15 protein-coding genes and 1 pseudogene are annotated in these 16,508 nt (G+C 68.4%); 9 read left to right on the top strand and 7 right to left on the bottom strand.

Features of this window, described 5'->3' with window-relative positions; all coding sequences use genetic code 11:
- Nucleotides 1–12 precede the first annotated feature (12 nt).
- Genes ACIRVK_RS01575 through ppk2 form a run of 3 tightly spaced genes read left to right on the top strand, consistent with a single transcriptional unit; the run spans nt 13 to nt 2,358 of the window.
- The gene (locus tag ACIRVK_RS01575; RefSeq protein ID WP_404242794.1) at nt 13–1,167 is read left to right on the top strand and encodes an anion permease; all 1,155 of its coding nucleotides are present in this window, start codon (nt 13–15) and stop codon (nt 1,165–1,167) included.
- A gap of 39 nt (nt 1,168–1,206) precedes the next feature.
- A complete protein-coding gene (locus ACIRVK_RS01580; RefSeq protein ID WP_404242796.1) occupies nt 1,207–1,437 on the top strand; it encodes a hypothetical protein in 231 nt (76 codons plus the stop codon).
- An 18-nt stretch (nt 1,438–1,455) separates the two neighbouring features.
- Complete coding sequence (gene ppk2, locus ACIRVK_RS01585) at nt 1,456–2,358, top strand: polyphosphate kinase 2 (RefSeq protein WP_404242798.1); 903 nt, start codon at nt 1,456–1,458, stop codon at nt 2,356–2,358.
- A 451-nt stretch (nt 2,359–2,809) separates the two neighbouring features.
- Here the strand turns inward: ppk2 and ACIRVK_RS01590 are convergent, their stop codons facing one another.
- Nucleotides 2,810–3,766, bottom strand: a complete 957-nt coding sequence (locus tag ACIRVK_RS01590) for a hypothetical protein (RefSeq protein WP_404242800.1) — start codon at nt 3,764–3,766, stop codon at nt 2,810–2,812.
- Between the two features lie 192 nt (nt 3,767–3,958).
- Nucleotides 3,959–5,410: an amino acid permease gene (locus ACIRVK_RS01595; RefSeq protein WP_404242802.1), complete on the bottom strand. Its 1,452-nt coding sequence runs from the start codon at nt 5,408–5,410 to the stop codon at nt 3,959–3,961.
- A gap of 204 nt (nt 5,411–5,614) precedes the next feature.
- Between ACIRVK_RS01595 and ACIRVK_RS01600 the strand changes: the two genes are divergently transcribed.
- The 3 genes and pseudogenes from ACIRVK_RS01600 to ACIRVK_RS01610 form a co-directional block, all read left to right on the top strand.
- Nucleotides 5,615–6,325, top strand: coding sequence for a FadR/GntR family transcriptional regulator (locus tag ACIRVK_RS01600; RefSeq protein WP_404242804.1), 711 nt, complete (start codon nt 5,615–5,617; stop codon nt 6,323–6,325).
- Between the two features lie 75 nt (nt 6,326–6,400).
- Nucleotides 6,401–7,873, top strand: coding sequence for an APC family permease (locus ACIRVK_RS01605; protein ID WP_404242806.1), 1,473 nt, complete (start codon nt 6,401–6,403; stop codon nt 7,871–7,873).
- A gap of 325 nt (nt 7,874–8,198) precedes the next feature.
- Nucleotides 8,199–9,264: pseudogene (locus ACIRVK_RS01610) on the top strand (tyrosine-type recombinase/integrase); the annotation flags it as partial.
- A 7-nt stretch (nt 9,265–9,271) separates the two neighbouring features.
- Here the strand turns inward: ACIRVK_RS01610 and sodN are convergent.
- Nucleotides 9,272–9,667 carry a superoxide dismutase, Ni gene (gene sodN, locus ACIRVK_RS01615; RefSeq protein WP_037937753.1) on the bottom strand — a complete coding sequence of 132 codons (396 nt, stop codon included), beginning with the start codon at nt 9,665–9,667 and terminating at the stop codon, nt 9,272–9,274.
- A gap of 145 nt (nt 9,668–9,812) precedes the next feature.
- Here sodN and sodX point away from each other — a divergent pair, with 145 nt between their 5' ends.
- Nucleotides 9,813–10,244: a nickel-type superoxide dismutase maturation protease gene (sodX, locus tag ACIRVK_RS01620; RefSeq protein WP_404243139.1), complete on the top strand. Its 432-nt coding sequence runs from the start codon at nt 9,813–9,815 to the stop codon at nt 10,242–10,244.
- Here sodX and ACIRVK_RS01625 read toward each other — a convergent pair.
- Nucleotides 10,148–10,777 (bottom strand): CGNR zinc finger domain-containing protein, encoded by a 630-nt coding sequence (locus ACIRVK_RS01625; RefSeq protein WP_404242808.1) that lies wholly within the window; start codon nt 10,775–10,777, stop codon nt 10,148–10,150. The genes sodX and ACIRVK_RS01625 overlap by 97 nt on opposite strands.
- Nucleotides 10,778–10,906: 129 nt before the next feature.
- On the opposite strand from ACIRVK_RS01625, the gene ACIRVK_RS01630 reads away from it, so the two are divergent.
- Entirely contained in the window at nt 10,907–11,680 is a 774-nt protein-coding gene (locus tag ACIRVK_RS01630) for a class I SAM-dependent methyltransferase (protein ID WP_404242810.1), read from the top strand.
- 121 nt (nt 11,681–11,801) lie between these two features.
- Here ACIRVK_RS01630 and ACIRVK_RS01635 read toward each other — a convergent pair whose 3' ends face one another.
- The 3 genes from ACIRVK_RS01635 to ACIRVK_RS01645 are packed head-to-tail and all read right to left on the bottom strand — an operon-like array spanning nt 11,802 to nt 14,502.
- The gene (locus ACIRVK_RS01635) at nt 11,802–12,590 is read right to left on the bottom strand and encodes an amino acid ABC transporter ATP-binding protein (protein WP_404242812.1); all 789 of its coding nucleotides are present in this window, start codon (nt 12,588–12,590) and stop codon (nt 11,802–11,804) included.
- Nucleotides 12,587–13,513, bottom strand: a complete 927-nt coding sequence (locus tag ACIRVK_RS01640) for an amino acid ABC transporter permease (protein ID WP_404242814.1) — start codon at nt 13,511–13,513, stop codon at nt 12,587–12,589. Before ACIRVK_RS01640 ends, ACIRVK_RS01635 begins: the two co-directional genes overlap by 4 nt.
- A 29-nt stretch (nt 13,514–13,542) precedes the next feature.
- Nucleotides 13,543–14,502, bottom strand: a complete 960-nt coding sequence (locus ACIRVK_RS01645; protein ID WP_404243141.1) for an ABC transporter substrate-binding protein — start codon at nt 14,500–14,502, stop codon at nt 13,543–13,545.
- A 592-nt stretch (nt 14,503–15,094) separates the two neighbouring features.
- Here ACIRVK_RS01645 and ACIRVK_RS01650 point away from each other — a divergent pair.
- Nucleotides 15,095–16,318: an NADP-dependent malic enzyme gene (locus ACIRVK_RS01650; RefSeq protein ID WP_404242816.1), complete on the top strand. Its 1,224-nt coding sequence runs from the start codon at nt 15,095–15,097 to the stop codon at nt 16,316–16,318.
- The last annotated feature ends 190 nt before the right edge of the window (nt 16,319–16,508 follow it).

Here is a 16,508-nt window from a genome sequence, read left to right on the forward strand (position 1 = left end):
TCCCATGGGGCCATGGACCACATCACGTTCCTCGTGGCGGTCGTCATCGTCACGGCACTGGCCTTCGACTTCACCAACGGGTTCCACGACACCGCGAACGCGATGGCCACCTCCATCGCGACCGGCGCCCTCCGGCCGAAGACGGCGGTCCTGCTGAGCGGGGCCCTCAACATCGCGGGGGCCTTCCTGTCCACCGAAGTCGCCAGAACGATCTCCGGCGGCATCGTCGACGACACCCTCGTCAGTCCCGGGATGATCTTCGCGGGGCTGGTCGGGGCGATCCTGTGGAACCTGCTGACCTGGCTGGTCGGACTGCCGTCCAGTTCCTCGCACGCCCTGTTCGGCGGGCTGATCGGGGCCGTGTGGGTCGGCGCGGGCTCGCACGGGGTGCACGTCGACAAGGTGGTCGAGAAGATCCTGATCCCGGCGCTCGCCTCGCCGCTGGTGGCCGGTGTCGCCGCCCTGATCGCGACCTACCTCGCCTACAAGCTCACCGCCCGCGCCCGCAAGGACTCCGTCACCAAGGGCTTCCGGCTCGGGCAGATCGCCTCGGCCTCCCTGGTCTCGCTCGCGCACGGCACCAATGACGCGCAGAAGACGATGGGCGTCATCACACTCACCCTCATCTCCGCGGGCGCCCTCGGCCACGACGCCGGCCCGCCGGTGTGGGTGATCGCCTCGGCCGGTCTCGCCATCGGCCTCGGCACCTACCTGGGCGGCTGGCGGATCATCCGCACCATGGGCAAGGGCCTGACGGAGATCCAGTCACCGCAGGGCTTCGCCGCCGAGACGGCCTCGACGACCGTCATCCTCACCTCCGCGCACCTGGGTTTCGCCCTGTCCACCACGCAGGTCGCCTCCGGAAGCATCCTCGGCGCCGGGCTGGGCAGGCGGCTGGCGGAGGTCCGCTGGGGCGTCGCGGGCCGGATGGTGGCCGCATGGCTGATCACGCTGCCCGCCGCCGCGCTGGTCGGGGGCATCTCGGCGAGCGCGGTCAAGCACGGCGGCGACGTCGGCACGGTCGTCGTGGCGTTGGTCGGTGCCGCGCTCGCGGGCGGCATCGTGCTGCTCTCGCGCCGCAACCCGGTGCACGCGGGCAATGTCAACGACGCCCACGAGGTCACCCTCCGCGCCGAGCAGCCGGCCACGGTCGGCACGGCCGCCTGAGACCCCCTGAGACACGCTGAGACATGAGGAGTTGTGCACATGAGTCTCGACTGGGCCGCTCTCGGCCAGGTCACCGCGGTGAGCATAGGCGTCACCGTCGCCGTGGTCGTCGTCTTCGCCCTCGGGGTCCTCGGCCTCGCCCGCCACGAGGGGGCCCGTGCGGGCGGCGGCACCTCGGCCGCCGGCTTCGCGCAGGCGGGCCTGTGCTTCCTCGCCTGCGCGGCCGTGGTGGCGTACGGGATCTACCTGATCGTTCCGCAGTTCCACTGACCTCAGCCAGGAGCACCCATGACGACACCGCCCCTGCTGTCCGAACTGGCCGACCTGAAGGTCGACTACACCGACCCCGACGACCCCGTCCTCATCCGGCCGGACGGTTCCCCCATCGACACCTGGCGGGAGAACTACCCGTACGCGCACCGCATGGAGCGCAAGGAGTACGAGTGGCACAAGCGGCTGCAGCAGATCGAGCTGCTGAAGCTGCAGAACTGGGTCAAGGCGACCGGCCGTCGGCTCGTCGTCGTGTTCGAGGGACGGGACGCGGCCGGCAAGGGCGGCACCATCAAGCGGTTCACCGAGCACCTCAATCCGCGCGGTGCGCGGGTGGTGGCGCTGGAGAAGCCGACCGAGCGCGAGAGCGGCCAGTGGTACTTCCAGCGCTACGTCCAGCACCTGCCCACCGCGGGTGAGATCGTCCTGTTCGACCGCTCCTGGTACAACCGGGCCGGGGTCGAGCGGGTGATGGGCTTCTGCTCGGACGACGACTACCGGCGCTTCATGCGCCAGGCGCCCCTCTTCGAGCGGATGCTGGTGGACGACGGCATCGACCTGGTGAAGTTCTGGTTCTCGGTCTCCCAGGGCGAGCAGCGCACCCGCTTCACCATCCGCCAGGTCGACCCCGTACGGCAGTGGAAGCTCAGCCCCATGGACCTGGCCTCACTGGACCGCTGGGACGACTACACCGCCGCCAAGGTCGCCATGTTCCGCGCGACGGACACCGACCACGCCCCCTGGACGGTGGTCAAGAGCAACGACAAGAAACGGGCCCGCGTCGAGGCCATGCGCAGCGTGCTGGCGCGCTTCGACTACACCGACAAGGACGAGCAGGTCGTCGGCCGCCCCGACCCCCGCATCGTGGGCGCGGCGGCGGGCCTGCTGGAGGCGGGCGAGGACGACGGGGACCGCCCCTGACGAGGATTCCGACGAGGAGGGCCGGGGCGACGAAGGGGCCCGGTCGGACCGAAGTCGACGGGGCCCCTGGGAAGTTCGTCGGGCTCAGGCCTTCTTGGTCTCCTAGTAATGAGGCGGGTCGGTGAGCTGCGGCGTTGGGTGTCGCAGGTCGCTGACCCGGCCTTTGGTGATGGCTGGCGATGGGGTGCGACGGCCTTGATCGGGTGTCCTGCGGACTGTGTGCGGACCAGGCAGGGGCTGATGCGATATCAGTGCACGGTTCTCGACGGGTGCGGGCGCGCTCGACGGTTGCGGGACTCACCGCTGTCGGCCAGGCCGGCGGGCAGTGTCGCGGCAGCACCGCCGACGGCGTGATCGATCGGGAAGCCGCTGATGGAGAACACGACGCGTGCCGGCCGGGCCGCTCGGACGGCGGTGAGGAACCCGCAGCGTCAAAGATCTTCGGATGGTGTCACCGGCCGGCTTCGGCACGGGCCTGCGCCCGTTGGAATGCGGTCAGCGGGTCTCCTTCGAACCGCCAGGGCCAGGTGGTGACCGCACCGCCGATGGCCCGGAAGACGGGAAGGGCCTCACGGTGGCGATCGGCGGACATCAGCGCGTAGGCGAGTGTATTGAGGTCGGCAAGCGCGGCTGCATGGCTGAGGAACGAGGGCTGTGTCCAGTGCTGCGAGGCACGGTCGAGCGCTGCTGTGACATACACATCGGTCCAGTAGGTTCGTGCCATGAGACCCTCCACTCCTCCCCGGGTCCGGATCGATTGATAGTGCAGCACTTGGGAGGTGAGTTCCGTAGCCGCGCAGGGCGCATGGGCGGGCATGCGCGACCGGAGGGAGTCGACGAACTCCAGTACCTGCAGTCGCGAACCGGCCTCGTCCGGGGTCAGGTAGCGCATCATGCTCAGGTAGGCATCGCGGTTCCAGCGGTCGCGGAGCAGTAGCTCGTTCCAGACGTAGAAGGTTTCAGCTGCGCGGTGGCGCTCCAGGCGCGCTAGCTCCAGCAGGACGATCCACGGGGTGGGGTCCAGCGGGGCGAGATCCGCAGCGCGCAGGCAGTTCGTGCTTGCTCGCGAGGCACCTCCCGCTTTCCCCGTTGCACGCGCCCGGAAGACCTCGGACCAGGCGTGCAGAACAAGGGCAGTGGCGCTGTCCGGCTCCCGCTCAGCCCACCTCGAGGGCACCGGCGTATCCGCCAGGAAATGCGCCAGGACCGCCAGGCGGAACGTGTGGCGGTCCCAGTCCTGGGAGTGGTGCTTCAGGAAGTCGGCGATCTGCACCACGCGCAGATCCGTGCTCGCGATCGCGCCCGATCGCGTCGTGGCGCGCAGCGACTTGAGAAGCTTCCCAAGGTGCACGTCGTCAAGCTCAAGGACGATGCGGGAGGCCTTGCGGCGAGTCGACAGGAATGACATGCGGGTCAACCTAGGAGAGTGGGGACTCGGGCAAGACCTGCTCGCTGACCCTCACGTGAGGCGCAGGAAGCAAAGCGGTCCCGGGTGCGGTTCTGCATCAGCGGTCCGGGCCGTATGGGGCGGCGGCGGTGCGGGGGGAGCGCACCACCGCCGCCGGTCGAGGGCCGGCTGTCGCCCTACAGAGCCCGGTCCCTAGGACGGGGTCACTTCATGCGTACCTCTCCGGGCCACCCGCTCGCGGACCAGTGCGAAGGCGACCACACCGAGGGCGACCAGGGTGGACAGGACCACCTGGTCGCGTCCGCCGCCGTTGGCCGTGTCGGTCAGCATGTAGCCGAGGACGAAGGTGATCAGGGCGATGGTGGCCCAGGTCAGGTAGGGGTAGAGCCACATCCTGACGACGAGCTTCTCCGGCGTCTCCCGTTCGATGATCCTGCGCATCCGCAGCTGCGAGAAGCAGATCACCAGCCATACGAACAGGGCGATCGCACCGGAGGAGTTGAGCAGGAACTGGAAGACCGTGTCCGGCCACAGGTAATTGAAGGCGACCGCGACGAAGCCGAAGACCACCGAGGCCAGGATGGCCGCCTGCGGCACACCGCGCCGCGTGGTGCGGCCGAAGGAGGCGGGGGCGTCGCTGCGCCGGGCCAGCGAGAACGCCATGCGCGAGGCCGTGTACAGGCCCGAGTTGAGACAGGACAGCACCGAGGTCAGCACGATGGCGTTCATGATCTGCGAGGCGTGCGGGATGCCGATGGAGCTCAGCGCGGCGACGTAGGAGCCGTCCTTGAGGATGGCCGGGTCGTCCCAGCGCAGCAGCGAGACCACGATCAGGATCGAGCCCAGGTAGAACACGGCGATACGCCAGATCACGCTGTTGGTGGCCTTGGTGACGGCGCCCTGCGGGTCGGCGGTCTCGCCGGCGGCGAGCGTGACGATCTCGCTGCCCATGAAGGAGAAGACCACCATCAGCACGCCGGTGAGGATCGCTCCGGGCCCGTGCGGCAGGAAGCCGCCGTGGCCGGTCAGGTTGGAGAAGCCGGACGCGGGGTGGTCTGAGCCGGGCAGCAGGCCGAAGATCGCGAGAGCGCCGACGACGATGAACGCGGCGATGGCGACGACCTTGATGCCGGCGAACCAGAACTCGAACTCGCCGTAGGAGCTGACCGAGGCCAGGTTGGAGGCGGTCAGCACGACCATGACGATCAGTGCCCAGCCCCACTGCGGGACCGCCGGTATCCAGCCGGCCAGGATCTTCGCGCCGGCGGTCGCCTCGACGGCGAGCACCACGACCCAGAAGAACCAGTACAGCCAGCCGATGGTGAAGCCGGCCCAGCGCCCCAGGGCACGGTCGGCGTACGCGGAGAACGAGCCCGAGGTGGGGTTGGCCGCGGCCATCTCGCCCAGCATCCGCATGACGAGGACGACGAGGACGCCGACGAGGGCGTAGGAGATGAGGATGCCGGGGCCCGCGGCGGCGATGCCGGAGCCGGAGCCGACGAACAGGCCGGCGCCGATCACACCGCCGATGGCGATCATCGACAGATGGCGGTTCTTCAGGCCGGCCTGAAGACCGGATCCTGCGGAGGCGGACCCGGTGGTGGTCACCGGGTCCGGAGCGGAAACAGGGGGACGTGTGGTCATCTCGACATCCATTGAGGGAGAGCGGACGAGGGCTGCAGGTGCCGAGACCGGAAATTAGTTCACTGCGATCTAAAAAAACAAGACATGGTCGTCTTGTTTAAGTGTTCAGCATGCTCTATTTTTTGGCGCATCGCGGAACCGGCCCCCTGGGAGCCCCTATGCGCAACACCGTGACCCCGCTCAGCAGGCCGTTAAAGTGGCGCCGTGGTGAATGCAGCGGGCAAGTTCGGACCGTACGGCGGCGGGGACACCCGTCTCCTGCCCGGGAGGGGTCCGACGGGCTCGGAACTCGTCCGATCGCGGATCGCCCTGCGGGTGCGTCTGGGGTCGGTGTCACCCCGGGACCGGCTGCCGGACGCCGGCGTCCTCGCCGAGGAGCTGGGGATCAGTGAGATCACCGTGCGCCGTGCGCTGGAGGGCATGTGCCAGGACGGTCTGCTCGACCGCCGGCGGGGCCGCGCCGGCGGGACCTTCGTGGCGGAGGGATGGGACGCCGTCGTAGCCCTGATGCACGACGCCGAGGAGACGGCTTCGCTGGACGCCTTCCACCTGCTGCTCGAGTGCGGTCTCGTGGCGCACAGCGCCGACGAGGTACCGGCCGCGCCGCTTGAGGAACTACAGGCGCTGGTCGACGAGATGGACCTGACCGACGACCCGGCACGACTGCTCGAACTGGAGACGCTCTTCCACCTCGACCTCGCCGAGGCTCTCGGCGGCCCCGGGGTCCGTGAGTTCGCCTCAGACCTGCTGGGCCGGCTCAGCCTGCTGGCGCCCGCACCGACGCCCGAGGTGATACGGGCGCGGAACCGCTGCCATGCCGAACTGCTGGCAGAACTCGGCCGGGGAGCGATGGATCCGGCCGTGCGGGCGGTGAAGGCACACCAACAGATCCACCAGGAGGCCCAACCCAGCTGACATCGGGTTGTTGCCGACCCGCAGCCCCCCCGCGCCCCCACTGCGCACCGCCACACCGCACAAGGAGACGCTGCCATGCCCAACCCCGGAGCCGTCGGCCCGCCGCCGACGTCGGGACCCGCCGCCGGGGCGCCCCAGCGCCTGCGGGGCGGAGTTCTCGGCATGGCGGACATCGCCGCCGCCACGATGGCCAACGTCGGCCCGGCCATGAGCTTCTTCTTCAGTTTCGCCTTCCTGGCCACCACCGCGGGTGAGGGGTCTCCGCTGACCATCGTCGCCGCGGGCGTCGCGGTCGCGCTGCTCGGCAACACGCTCGCCGAATTCTCCCGGGCGCACCCCTCGGCGGGCAGCTTCATCACCTTCGTCGGCACGACGTTCGGGCCGGTCAGCGCGGTGACCACGGCTCTGCTGGCGACGCTGGGCTACATCGTCGCGATGGCCGGTGTCATCTCGATCTCCGGCGGGTTCGTGCAGATCACCCTGCACCACTACACCGGCGTCGACCTCCCCTGGATCATCTGGACGCTGCTGCTGACCGGTCTGGCCGTGGTGTTGATGCTGCGCGGCGTCGTGGTCTCCACCAAGTGGGCCGGCTACTTCTTCGGCGTGGAGATGCTGATGCTGGTCGTCGTGTCGGTCGCGGCGATCGTCGAACAGCGCGGCGATCTCTCGGCCGCCCCCTTCCTGCCCGGCCACATCAGCCACGGCTTCAAAGGCCTGGCAGCGGGCTTCCCCCTGGCGGTGTATATGTTCGTCGGCTGGGAGAACTCCGCGGCACTCGCAGAGGAAACAGAGAACCCGCGGCGCAACGTCGGCCGCGCCGTGTTCTCCTCCGTCGCCATCATGACCGTCAGCTACATCCTCTTCGCCTACTCCACCTTGACCGGCTTCGGCTACGACGTGGCCCGGCTCGGCGATTCCCCCACGCCCTTCATCGACGTCGCCCACCACACCCTCGGCGCGCTGGCGTTCCTCGCCTACCTCGGCGGCCTGACCTCCACCCTCGGCGTACTGATCGCGGGCATCAACTCCCAGGCCCGCCTGGTGTTCAACGCCGGACGCGAGGGACTGCTCCCGTCCTTCCTCGGCTACGTCCACCCCATCCGCCGTACACCGAACAAGGCGATCGTCACCTTCACCGCCACCTCTCTGCTGATCGTCGGAGGCTGGGCCCTGGGCCACCTGCTCGGACCCGACGGCGGCTCGATGAACCCGGTGGTCTTCTTCACCGAGTCCTCGACAATGGGCGCCATCCTGATCCTGCTGGTCTACCTCGCGTCCAACATCGCGCTGCCGCTGTACTACCGCCGATACCGCCCCCAGGAGTTCCGGAAGGTACGGCATCTGGTACTGCCCGCGCTCGGCACGGTGGCCATCCTGGTCCCGCTCTACTACCTCGCCAAGCCCGGCCAGCCCGCACCGTACAACTGGTTCCCCTACGCCGCCCTGGCCGCACTCCTCGCCGCCGTCGGCTACGCAGCCCTCCTGGTCCGCCGCGACCCGAGCCTGGCTGAACGCGTCGGATCCATCGTCGCCGATGCCGACTGACTTGCGTGTCGGCGGATTCCAATAGTGGTTGCGAATCACCTGGTCAATGGGCCCGTGGGGCATTCACTCATGGCCTCGGCGGGGCTCTTGTCGCCGAGCGCGATGCGGGTCGGTGGTTGGGCTGCCGGGCGACGTCGCGGAGCTCTTGGGCACTGTGGACGGATAGGGCGGTGTCCCTGGGTGCTTCTGTGTTTGTCAAGCTGGTTGGGGCGGTGGCGTAGGCTCGGTTTTGGCGGGTTTGGGAAGTGACTTGTCCGAAGAGCTGACCGTCCGGGTTGGGACGGCAGGCTTCATCCCCCAGTCGTGAGAAGAGTGGCGGGTCTGCCGCAAGATCGACGCTCAGCGCTTGCTGGACGAGGTCACGGCCAGCATCGTGACCGGCCAAGACGTCGACCCGCTGGCCGGACGGATCACCTTCGAGAAGTACGCGAAGAAGTGGGAGGAGTCGCTCATCGCCAGCGAGGCGGGCGAGCGCGTCACCGACAACGCGCTCCGGCTCCACCTCGTCCCGGCGCTCGGCCCCCGCGCCATGGCGGCGATACGCCGCAACGACCTCCAGGTGCTCTTCAAGAGCCTGTTCGAGCTGCTCGGCCCCGGCAGCGTGCGCAACGTTTGCGACGTCCTCGTGCGCCTCATGACCGCGGCTGTCGAGGACAAGGTCATCGCCTCCAGCCCGTGCCGCCGGATCACCCTTCCGCCCATGCCGGACGAGGAGGTCACCCCGCCCACGGTCGTGCAGGTCGAGGCCATGGCCCGCGTGATGCGCCGTACATCCGCGCGGCCATCGTCACCCTTGCCGGATCAGGCTTGCGAATAGGCGAGTTGCTCGGCCTCAAGGTGTCGGACGTCGACTTCGAGGCCGGCGCCATCCGCGTCGAGCGGCAGCGCCTCCAGTCCGGGAAGATCGGCCCGCCGAAGACCGCCAAGTCCCGGCGTACCATCACAGTCGGTGAGGTGGTCACAGACGCCCTTCTCACGCACCTCGCCGCACGCCCCTCCAAGGAATGGCTGTTCACGATGGAGGAGGGCGAACCCCTCAACTACCGTCGCTGGAAGACGGAGTGGAACTGCGCTCGCAGGACGCTCCAAGCCGCGGAGAACGAGGCGGCCGAGCGCGAGGGCCGCAAACCCGTCGAGTTGCCGACAAGGTGACCCACGATCTGCGCCACTTCTACGCATCCGCCCTCACCGCCGGCGGGGCAAGTGTCAAGCAGGTCCAGCTCGTCCTCGGCCAGGCGTCCGCCGTCATCACGCTGCGGATCTACGCGCACCTGTGGCCGGGCGAAGAAGACCGCACCCGGACCGTCATGGACGCCGTTCTCGGCGGCCTGCGGACCGGGTGCGGACTGGGAGACGCTGCAACCAAAGAAATCGCAGGTCAGAAGGCATGATTAAAGATCAAGCCTTCTTGGTCTCCCAGAAGATCTTGTCGATCTGGGCGATGTAGTCCAGAGCCTTCTGGCCGGTGGCCGGGTCGGTGGACGCCTTGGCGGCCGAGAGGGCCTTCAGGGTGTCGTTGACCAGCTGGTGCAGCTCCGGGTACTTCTCGAAGTGCGGGGGCTTGAAGTAGTCGCTCCAGAGCACCGAGACGTGGTGCTTCGCGAGCTCGGCGCGCTGCTCCTTGATGACGGTGGCACGCGCCTGGTAGTGCGGGTCGTCGTTGCCGGCCATCTTTTCCTGGACGGCCTTCACGGACTCCGCCTCGATGCGGGCCTGGGCCGGGTCGTACACACCGCAGGGCAGGTCGCAGTGCGCGCTGACCTTGACCTTGGGGGCAAACAGGCGGGAAAGCATGAAGCGTTCCTTCCTCGTGATCGTCTTCTCAGGTGCGACATTACTCCTTGGAGAAGGCGTTTTCGCGAGTGCCCCCTAGGGCTTAGGACAAAAGTCCGGGGTCAGACTGAGACTGGTGGAGGAACGTACCGGGGAGGTGCCGGGCATGCCGGAGCTGTCGCAGGACATCGAGCGCGGGAGGCCGCTGCTGCCCTTCGGGGTGGCCGAGGTGACCGGTCCCTCGATGGTGCCCACGCTGCACCACGGGGACCGCCTCGTCGTGCAGTACGGGGCCAGGATCCGCCCCGGGGACGTGGTCGTCCTGCGCCACCCCTTCCAGCAGGACCTGCTCGTCGTCAAGCGGGCCGCCGAGCGCCGCGAGGGCGGCTGGTGGGTGCTCGGCGACAACGCCTACGCGGGCGGTGACAGCACGGACTACGGCACCGTCCCGGAGGACCTGGTGCTGGCCCGGGTGCGCTTCCGCTACCGGCCGCTGCCCGCTCAGCGCTCGCCGTTCGCGCTGGTGCGCTGGGCGCTGTCGGCCGCCAGGCCCGTCCTGTCCGACCGGTCGGCCTCCAGGCGTTTGCGGGCGCGGTAGGCGGCCACGTTGGCGCGGGTGGCGCAGCGGTCGGAGCAGTAGCGCCGGGAGCGGTTGGTGGAGGTGTCCAGGTAGGCGTTGCGGCACGGCGCCGCCTCGCACAGGCCGAGCCGGTCCACGCCGTACTCCGTCAGGTGGAACGCCAGGCCCATCGCCGCGATCGCCGCGTAGCCCGCCGTCGCGTTCGACGGGTGGTCGGCCAGGTGCATGTGCCACAGCGGGCGTCCGTCGTCGTCCCGGAAGTTGTGCCCGGAGATCTGGGGGCTCACCGGGAACTCCAGCAGCAGCGAGTTCAGCAGGTTCACCGCCAGCGTCTCGTCGCCGCCGTCCGCCGCCTCGAAGACCGCCCGCAGCCGTGCCCGGACCGAGCGGAAGCGGGTGACGTCCGCGTCGGTGGCCCGCCGGCCCGCCTCCTGGTTGGCGCCGAAGAGGTCCCGTACGGCCTCGATCGAGGTCAGCGAGTCCTTGCCCCGGGCCGGCTCCTCGGTGTTCACAAGGCGTACGGCGTAGTCCGAGTAATAGGCCAGTTCCACTTGTAGTCCTTACGGAGGCGCTCTATGGTCGTGGGCGGAAGAAGGTAACGGCTGCCTGCGCTCCCAGGGTATTACGCGACGGGCGTTCAGCGGCCGAACGCAGCAGCGGCGCACGGAGAAGGGGACTCCATGACCACCATCACCTCAACCGGTACGACGGGAACCGACTGGCAGGCGTGGCAGCAGAGCTGGGACCGGCAGCAGGAGTGGTACATGCCGGACCGCGAGGAGCGGTTCCGGACCATGCTGGACATGGTCGAGGCCTTCGTCGGCCCCGAACCGCGCGTCCTCGACCTCGCCTGCGGCACCGGCAGCATCACGGCCCGCCTGCTCGACCGCCTCCCGAACGCCACCAGCACCGGGATCGACCTCGACCCGGCCCTGCTCACCATCGCCCGCGGCACCTTCGAGGGCGACGACCGCGTCACCCTCCTCGAGGCCGACCTCAAGGACCCGCGCTGGACGCAGGCGCTGCCGTACGACTCGTACGACGCGGTGCTCACCGCCACCGCCCTGCACTGGCTGCGCACCGAGCCGCTCGCGGCCCTGTACGGCCGGATCGCCGAACTCGTCCGGTACGGGGGTGTGTTCATGAACGCCGACCACATGCCCGACGACACCACGCCCCGGATCAACGCGGCCGAGGCCGCCCACAGCCGCGCCCGGATGGAGCGGGCGATGCGTGACGGCGCCCTCGACTGGGCCGAGTGGTGGGCCCTGGCCGCCAAGGACCCGGTCCTCGCCGCCCCCACGGCCCGCCGCTTCGAGATCTACGGCTCCCACGCGGACGGCGAGATGCCCTCGGCGGCCTGGCACGCGCGCGTGCTGCGCGAGGAGGGGTTCGGGGAGGCGCGAGCGGTGTGGGCGTCGCCGTCGGACACGCTGCTGCTGGCGCTGAAGTAGCGGCGCCGATCAGAGGGCGTAAACAGCTACGTGTCCTTCATGGGCTTCACTCGTCCTTCGCTGTGCCGGGACACCGTCGGGGGCCTGCGTTTCGAACACGGAGCGCAGGCCCCCGCTTGGTTCACAGCACCTTCGAGAGGAAGGACTTCGTGCGGTCGTGCTGAGGGTTGGTCAGGACCTCGCGTGGGTGGCCGGACTCGACCACCACGCCGTCGTCCATGAAGACCAGCGAGTCGCCGACTTCGCGGGCGAAGCCCATTTCGTGCGTCACGACGATCATCGTCATGCCGTCCTCCGCCAAATCCCGCATGACGTCCAGGACTTCGCCGACGAGCTCAGGATCGAGCGCCGAGGTGGGCTCGTCGAAGAGCATCAACTTCGGCTCCATTGCCAGTGCTCGGGCGATGGCGACGCGCTGCTGCTGGCCGCCGGAGAGCTGGGCGGGGTACTGGGCGGTCTTGTCCACGAGGCCGACACGGTCCAACAGCCGCTGTGCCCGTTCGCGGGCGACGGCCTTGGATTCGCCCCTGACCTGGATGGGCGCCTCCATGACGTTCTCGAGCGCCGTCATGTGGGGGAAGAGGTTGAATCGCTGGAACACCATGCCGATGTCCCGTCGTTGTGCCGCGACTTCCCGTTCCTTGAGCTCGTACAGCTTGTCACCGCTCTGCCGGTAGCCGACCAGGTTGCCGTCGACATACAGGCGGCCGGCGCTGATCTTCTCCAGGTGGTTGATGCACCGAAGGAAGGTGGACTTGCCTGAGCCGGACGGGCCGATCAGGCAGAACACCTCCCGTGCGTTCACCTCCAGGTCGATGCCCTTGAGGATGTGCGCCAGCCCGAAGGACTTGTGGACACCCTCGGCCCTGACCATCGGACGGCCGCCCGTGTCCTTGCTGAGACCGTTCATGGAGTCACCTCCGGACGGCGGAACGAACCGAACAGGCGGAGGTTCTTCCTGAGCCTTTGCAGCGGGGTCGGCGGCAGGCTGCGCGTCGAGCCGCGGGCGTAGCGGCGCTCGAGGTAGTACTGGCCGACGCTGAAGACGCTGGTGAGGATCAGGTACCAGACCGACGCGACGAAGTACATCTCAACGACCGCGAGCGAGGTGCTGGAGATGTCCTGGGCACGCTTGATGAGTTCGTTGAACTGCACCGCGTACGCGAGGGACGAGGTCTTCAGCATGTTGATGAACTCGTTGCCGGTCGGCGGCACGATCACCCGCATGGCCTGCGGGAGGACCACTCGCCTCAGCGTCTGGCCGTGGGTCATCCCCAGGGCGTGCGAGGCCTCCGTCTGGCCCTCGTCCACGGACTGGATGCCCGCCCGGACGATCTCCGACATGTACGCGGCCTCGTTGAGGCCGAGGCCCAGCAGAGCAGCCAGGAACGGGGTCATCACCTGGTTCATCTCGTTCTTGTAGAACCCCAGGTTGAGGATGGGGAACACGAGCGAGATGTTGTACCAGAGCAGCAACTGCACCAGGACGGGCGTGCCCCGGAAGAACCAGACGTACAGCCAGGCCACAGTGCTGGTGACCGGGTTCGTGGACATGCGCATCACGGCGAGGATCACGCCCAGCACGAGCCCGACGACCATCGCGAGCACGGAGATGTACAGCGTGTGCCAGACGCCGGACAGGATCGTCCCGTCCTTCAGGTAGGTCGGGATGATGCTGTAGTTGATCTTCGCGTTGGAGAAGGCGATCCCGATCAGCACCAGGACGGCGATGACCGCGGCGGCGGCCACCCAGCGGCCGTAGTGGCGCACCGGGATGGCCTTGATCTGCTCCGGCGGTACGGCCGCCGGAGCCTTGTCGAGAGTGTCAGTCACAGTGACTGCCCTTCAGCGTTGCGCGAGGCTCAGGAGCCGCCGTTGATCTTTGCCTCGGTCACCGCGCCGTCAGTGACGTTCCACTTCTGCAGGATCTTCTGGTACTCGCCGTTCTTGATGATCGCGTTCACGGCCGCCTGGAGGGCGTCACGCAGCTGGCTGCTCTGCTTGCTGATGCCGATGCCGTACGGACCCGCCTCGATCTGGGAGCCGGTGACCTCGAAGTCCTTGCCGCCGCCGGAGGTCTTCGCGTTGTAGGCGGCCACGGGGAAGTCGTTGAGGTCGGCGACGGACGCACCCTGCTTCAGGCGCAGCAGCGCCTCCGGGTCGGTGTCGAAGGTCTGCAGGGTGATGGCCTTCTTGCCGCTCTGCGTGCACTTCTTGCTCTGGTCCTTCGCGATGCCCTCCGAGGTGGTTCCCTGCTGGAGGGCCACGACCTTTCCGCACAGGTCGTCCAGGGACTTGATGCCCTTGGGGTTGCCCTTCTGGACCAGGATCGAGGTGCCCGCCGTGAAGTAGTCGACGAAGTCGATACCGTTGCCCACCTTCTTGCCGGTGTCGGTGTCGATACCGTTCTGGCGGTCCTTGGTGTCGCTCATCGCGGACATGATCACGTTGAAGCGGTTCGCCTGAAGACCCACGATGAGCTGTGCGAACTTGCCGTTCTGGAACTGGAACTTCACACCCAGCTGCTTGCCGAGGGCGTCCGCGATGTCAGGGTCGATGCCGACCGCCTGGCCGCTCTGGATGTACTCGACCGGCGGGTAGGCGATGTCGGAGCCCACCTTGATGACGCCTGCCTTGCGGATGTCGGCCGGCAGCTTGGAGGCCAGGGGTGCCGTCGACGAGGACGTCCCCGAGCTGCTGCTGCCCTTGTCGGTGTGGTCACCGCAACCGGTGAGAATCAGCGCGCCTGCGACCGCGATCGCACCGACCGCGGCCAGACGGTGATGCGCGGCGGTGGTACGACGGGTGGAGCTTGCGGTCATCTTGGGTTCCTCCGGCGGATGGGTGGAGTTGCCGATGAAGTCGGCGAGGACACTCACCATGACGAGAACACAGACCATGGGGTGCCGCGACCTCGTGGGTTTACCGCATCCTGCCATTCGGACGGAGCCGTTCAGGGGGCCGGTGGGGTCAAAATCGGATAACGGGTGATCCGCGAACCGGCCCAGGTCCGGACAAGATGACGGGATCATCTGCGGGAATCCCTCATTCCGGCCGCAGGATCTTCGGTGCTGTCTCGGGATGTGGACGAGGGGTTGCGAGGTCTTGGTCACTGTTTGACCGGCGGTCAGCCGAAGGCCGCGGACGGGTGTACACAATTCGTGACGAATCTTGTCGCCGAGACGTGACCTTTCGGCGCCGGGATGTGACCTTCCGCTTATGGACTCGTCCTCGGCGCGGTCTGTCCGGTAAGAAGGTTCTTTACACCCCTCATCCGGGGCTCGAGGCGCGTGTGCGGCGCGCCCGTCGCGTATGACCCGTACGCATCAAGAGATCGGGGCATGCGCGGTCCCGCCCACTTCTCACCAGGAGTGGCCACCCTCAGACCAATGAAGATTTAAGGGGTAAAACAAAGTGGCAGCGGAGATCGTCAATCCTCGCAGCGACAACACAACGGACCAGGACGGCGGGGCCGAGCCCCTCGATTCCTTCGATCCGGCGTTCGCGCTGCACCGTGGCGGCAAGATGGCCGTGCAGGCCACCGTGCCGGTCCGGGACAAGGACGACCTGTCCCTGGCGTACACGCCCGGCGTGGCGAAGGTGTGCAGCGCCATCGCCGAGCAGCCGGAACTGGTCCACGACTACACATGGAAGTCGTCCGTGGTGGCCGTCGTCACCGACGGCACGGCGGTGCTCGGACTCGGGGACATCGGCCCCGAGGCCTCCCTCCCGGTGATGGAGGGCAAGGCGATTCTGTTCAAGCAGTTCGGTGGCGTGGACGCGGTGCCGATCGCGCTGGCCACCACGGACGTCGACGAGATCGTCGAGACCGTGGCACGGTTCGCGCCGTCCTTCGGCGGCGTCAACCTGGAGGACATCTCGGCACCCCGGTGCTTCGAGATCGAACGCAAGCTCCAGGAGCGCGTCGACATCCCGGTCTTCCACGACGACCAGCACGGCACGGCCGTCGTGACGCTGGCGGCCCTCAGGAACGCGGCCCGGCTCACCGGGAAGGGGCTCGCCGACCTGCGGGCCGTCATCTCCGGCGCCGGCGCGGCCGGTGTCGCCATCGCCAGGATGCTGGTCGAGGCCGGCATCGGCGACGTCGCCGTGGCCGACCGCAAGGGCATCGTGTCGGCCGACCGGGACGACCTGACGGACGTCAAGCGCGAGCTCGCCTCCTTCACCAACAAGGCCGGCCTCAGCGGGTCGCTGGAGGACGCCCTGGCGGGCGCCGACGTCTTCATCGGCGTCTCCGGCGGTACGGTCGCGGAGCAGGCCGTCGCCTCGATGGCCGAGGGCGCGTTCGTGTTCGCCATGGCCAACCCGAACCCCGAGGTGCACCCCGACGTCGCGCACAAGTACGCGGCCGTCGTGGCGACCGGACGGTCCGACTTCCCGAACCAGATCAACAACGTGCTGGCGTTCCCGGGCATCTTCGCGGGCGCGTTGCAGGTGCGGGCCTCCCGGATCACCGAGGGCATGAAGATCGCCGCGGCGGAGGCGCTGGCGGGGGTGGTGGGGGACGACCTCGCCGCGGACTACGTGATCCCCTCGCCGTTCGACGAGCGGGTCGCGCCGGCGGTCACCGCCGCGGTCGCGGCGGCGGCCCGGGCGGAGGGCGTCGCCCGTCGCTGATGTCGGCAGATCGGCCCCGCCCGTCCGGGCGGGGCCGATCCTTTGCCTCAGGTCCACCTGTTCGGGTGAACGAGGGCGGGTGTCTTCCGGGTTTTGGGGTTCGCCGAACGGTGCCGACGGCGTCGGTGGCAAGAGGGCGTGTGTCACAAGCCCATACGGTTCCGTCGGTTCGGGCGGGCGCCTATCGTCA

The organism is Streptomyces sp. NPDC101152 (genome assembly GCF_044768275.1).
Lineage (GTDB): Bacteria > Actinomycetota > Actinomycetes > Streptomycetales > Streptomycetaceae > Streptomyces.

What these genes read in the sequence shown, in the direction of transcription:
- ACIRVK_RS01605 (WP_404242806.1), top strand. Translation starts at nt 6,401, where the DNA reads ATGCCCAACCCCGGAGCCGTCGGCCCGCCGCCGACGTCGGGACCCGCC.
- ACIRVK_RS01590 (WP_404242800.1), bottom strand. Translation starts at nt 3,766, where the DNA reads ATGTCATTCCTGTCGACTCGCCGCAAGGCCTCCCGCATCGTCCTTGAG.
- ACIRVK_RS01635 (WP_404242812.1), bottom strand. Translation starts at nt 12,590, where the DNA reads ATGAACGGTCTCAGCAAGGACACGGGCGGCCGTCCGATGGTCAGGGCC.
- sodN (WP_037937753.1), bottom strand. Translation starts at nt 9,667, where the DNA reads ATGCTTTCCCGCCTGTTTGCCCCCAAGGTCAAGGTCAGCGCGCACTGC.
- ACIRVK_RS01580 (WP_404242796.1), top strand. Translation starts at nt 1,207, where the DNA reads ATGAGTCTCGACTGGGCCGCTCTCGGCCAGGTCACCGCGGTGAGCATA.
- ACIRVK_RS01630 (WP_404242810.1), top strand. Translation starts at nt 10,907, where the DNA reads ATGACCACCATCACCTCAACCGGTACGACGGGAACCGACTGGCAGGCG.
- ACIRVK_RS01575 (WP_404242794.1), top strand. Translation starts at nt 13, where the DNA reads ATGGACCACATCACGTTCCTCGTGGCGGTCGTCATCGTCACGGCACTG.
- ACIRVK_RS01595 (WP_404242802.1), bottom strand. Translation starts at nt 5,410, where the DNA reads ATGACCACACGTCCCCCTGTTTCCGCTCCGGACCCGGTGACCACCACC.
- ACIRVK_RS01645 (WP_404243141.1), bottom strand. Translation starts at nt 14,502, where the DNA reads ATGACCGCAAGCTCCACCCGTCGTACCACCGCCGCGCATCACCGTCTG.
- ppk2 (WP_404242798.1), top strand. Translation starts at nt 1,456, where the DNA reads ATGACGACACCGCCCCTGCTGTCCGAACTGGCCGACCTGAAGGTCGAC.
- sodX (WP_404243139.1), top strand. Translation starts at nt 9,813, where the DNA reads ATGCCGGAGCTGTCGCAGGACATCGAGCGCGGGAGGCCGCTGCTGCCC.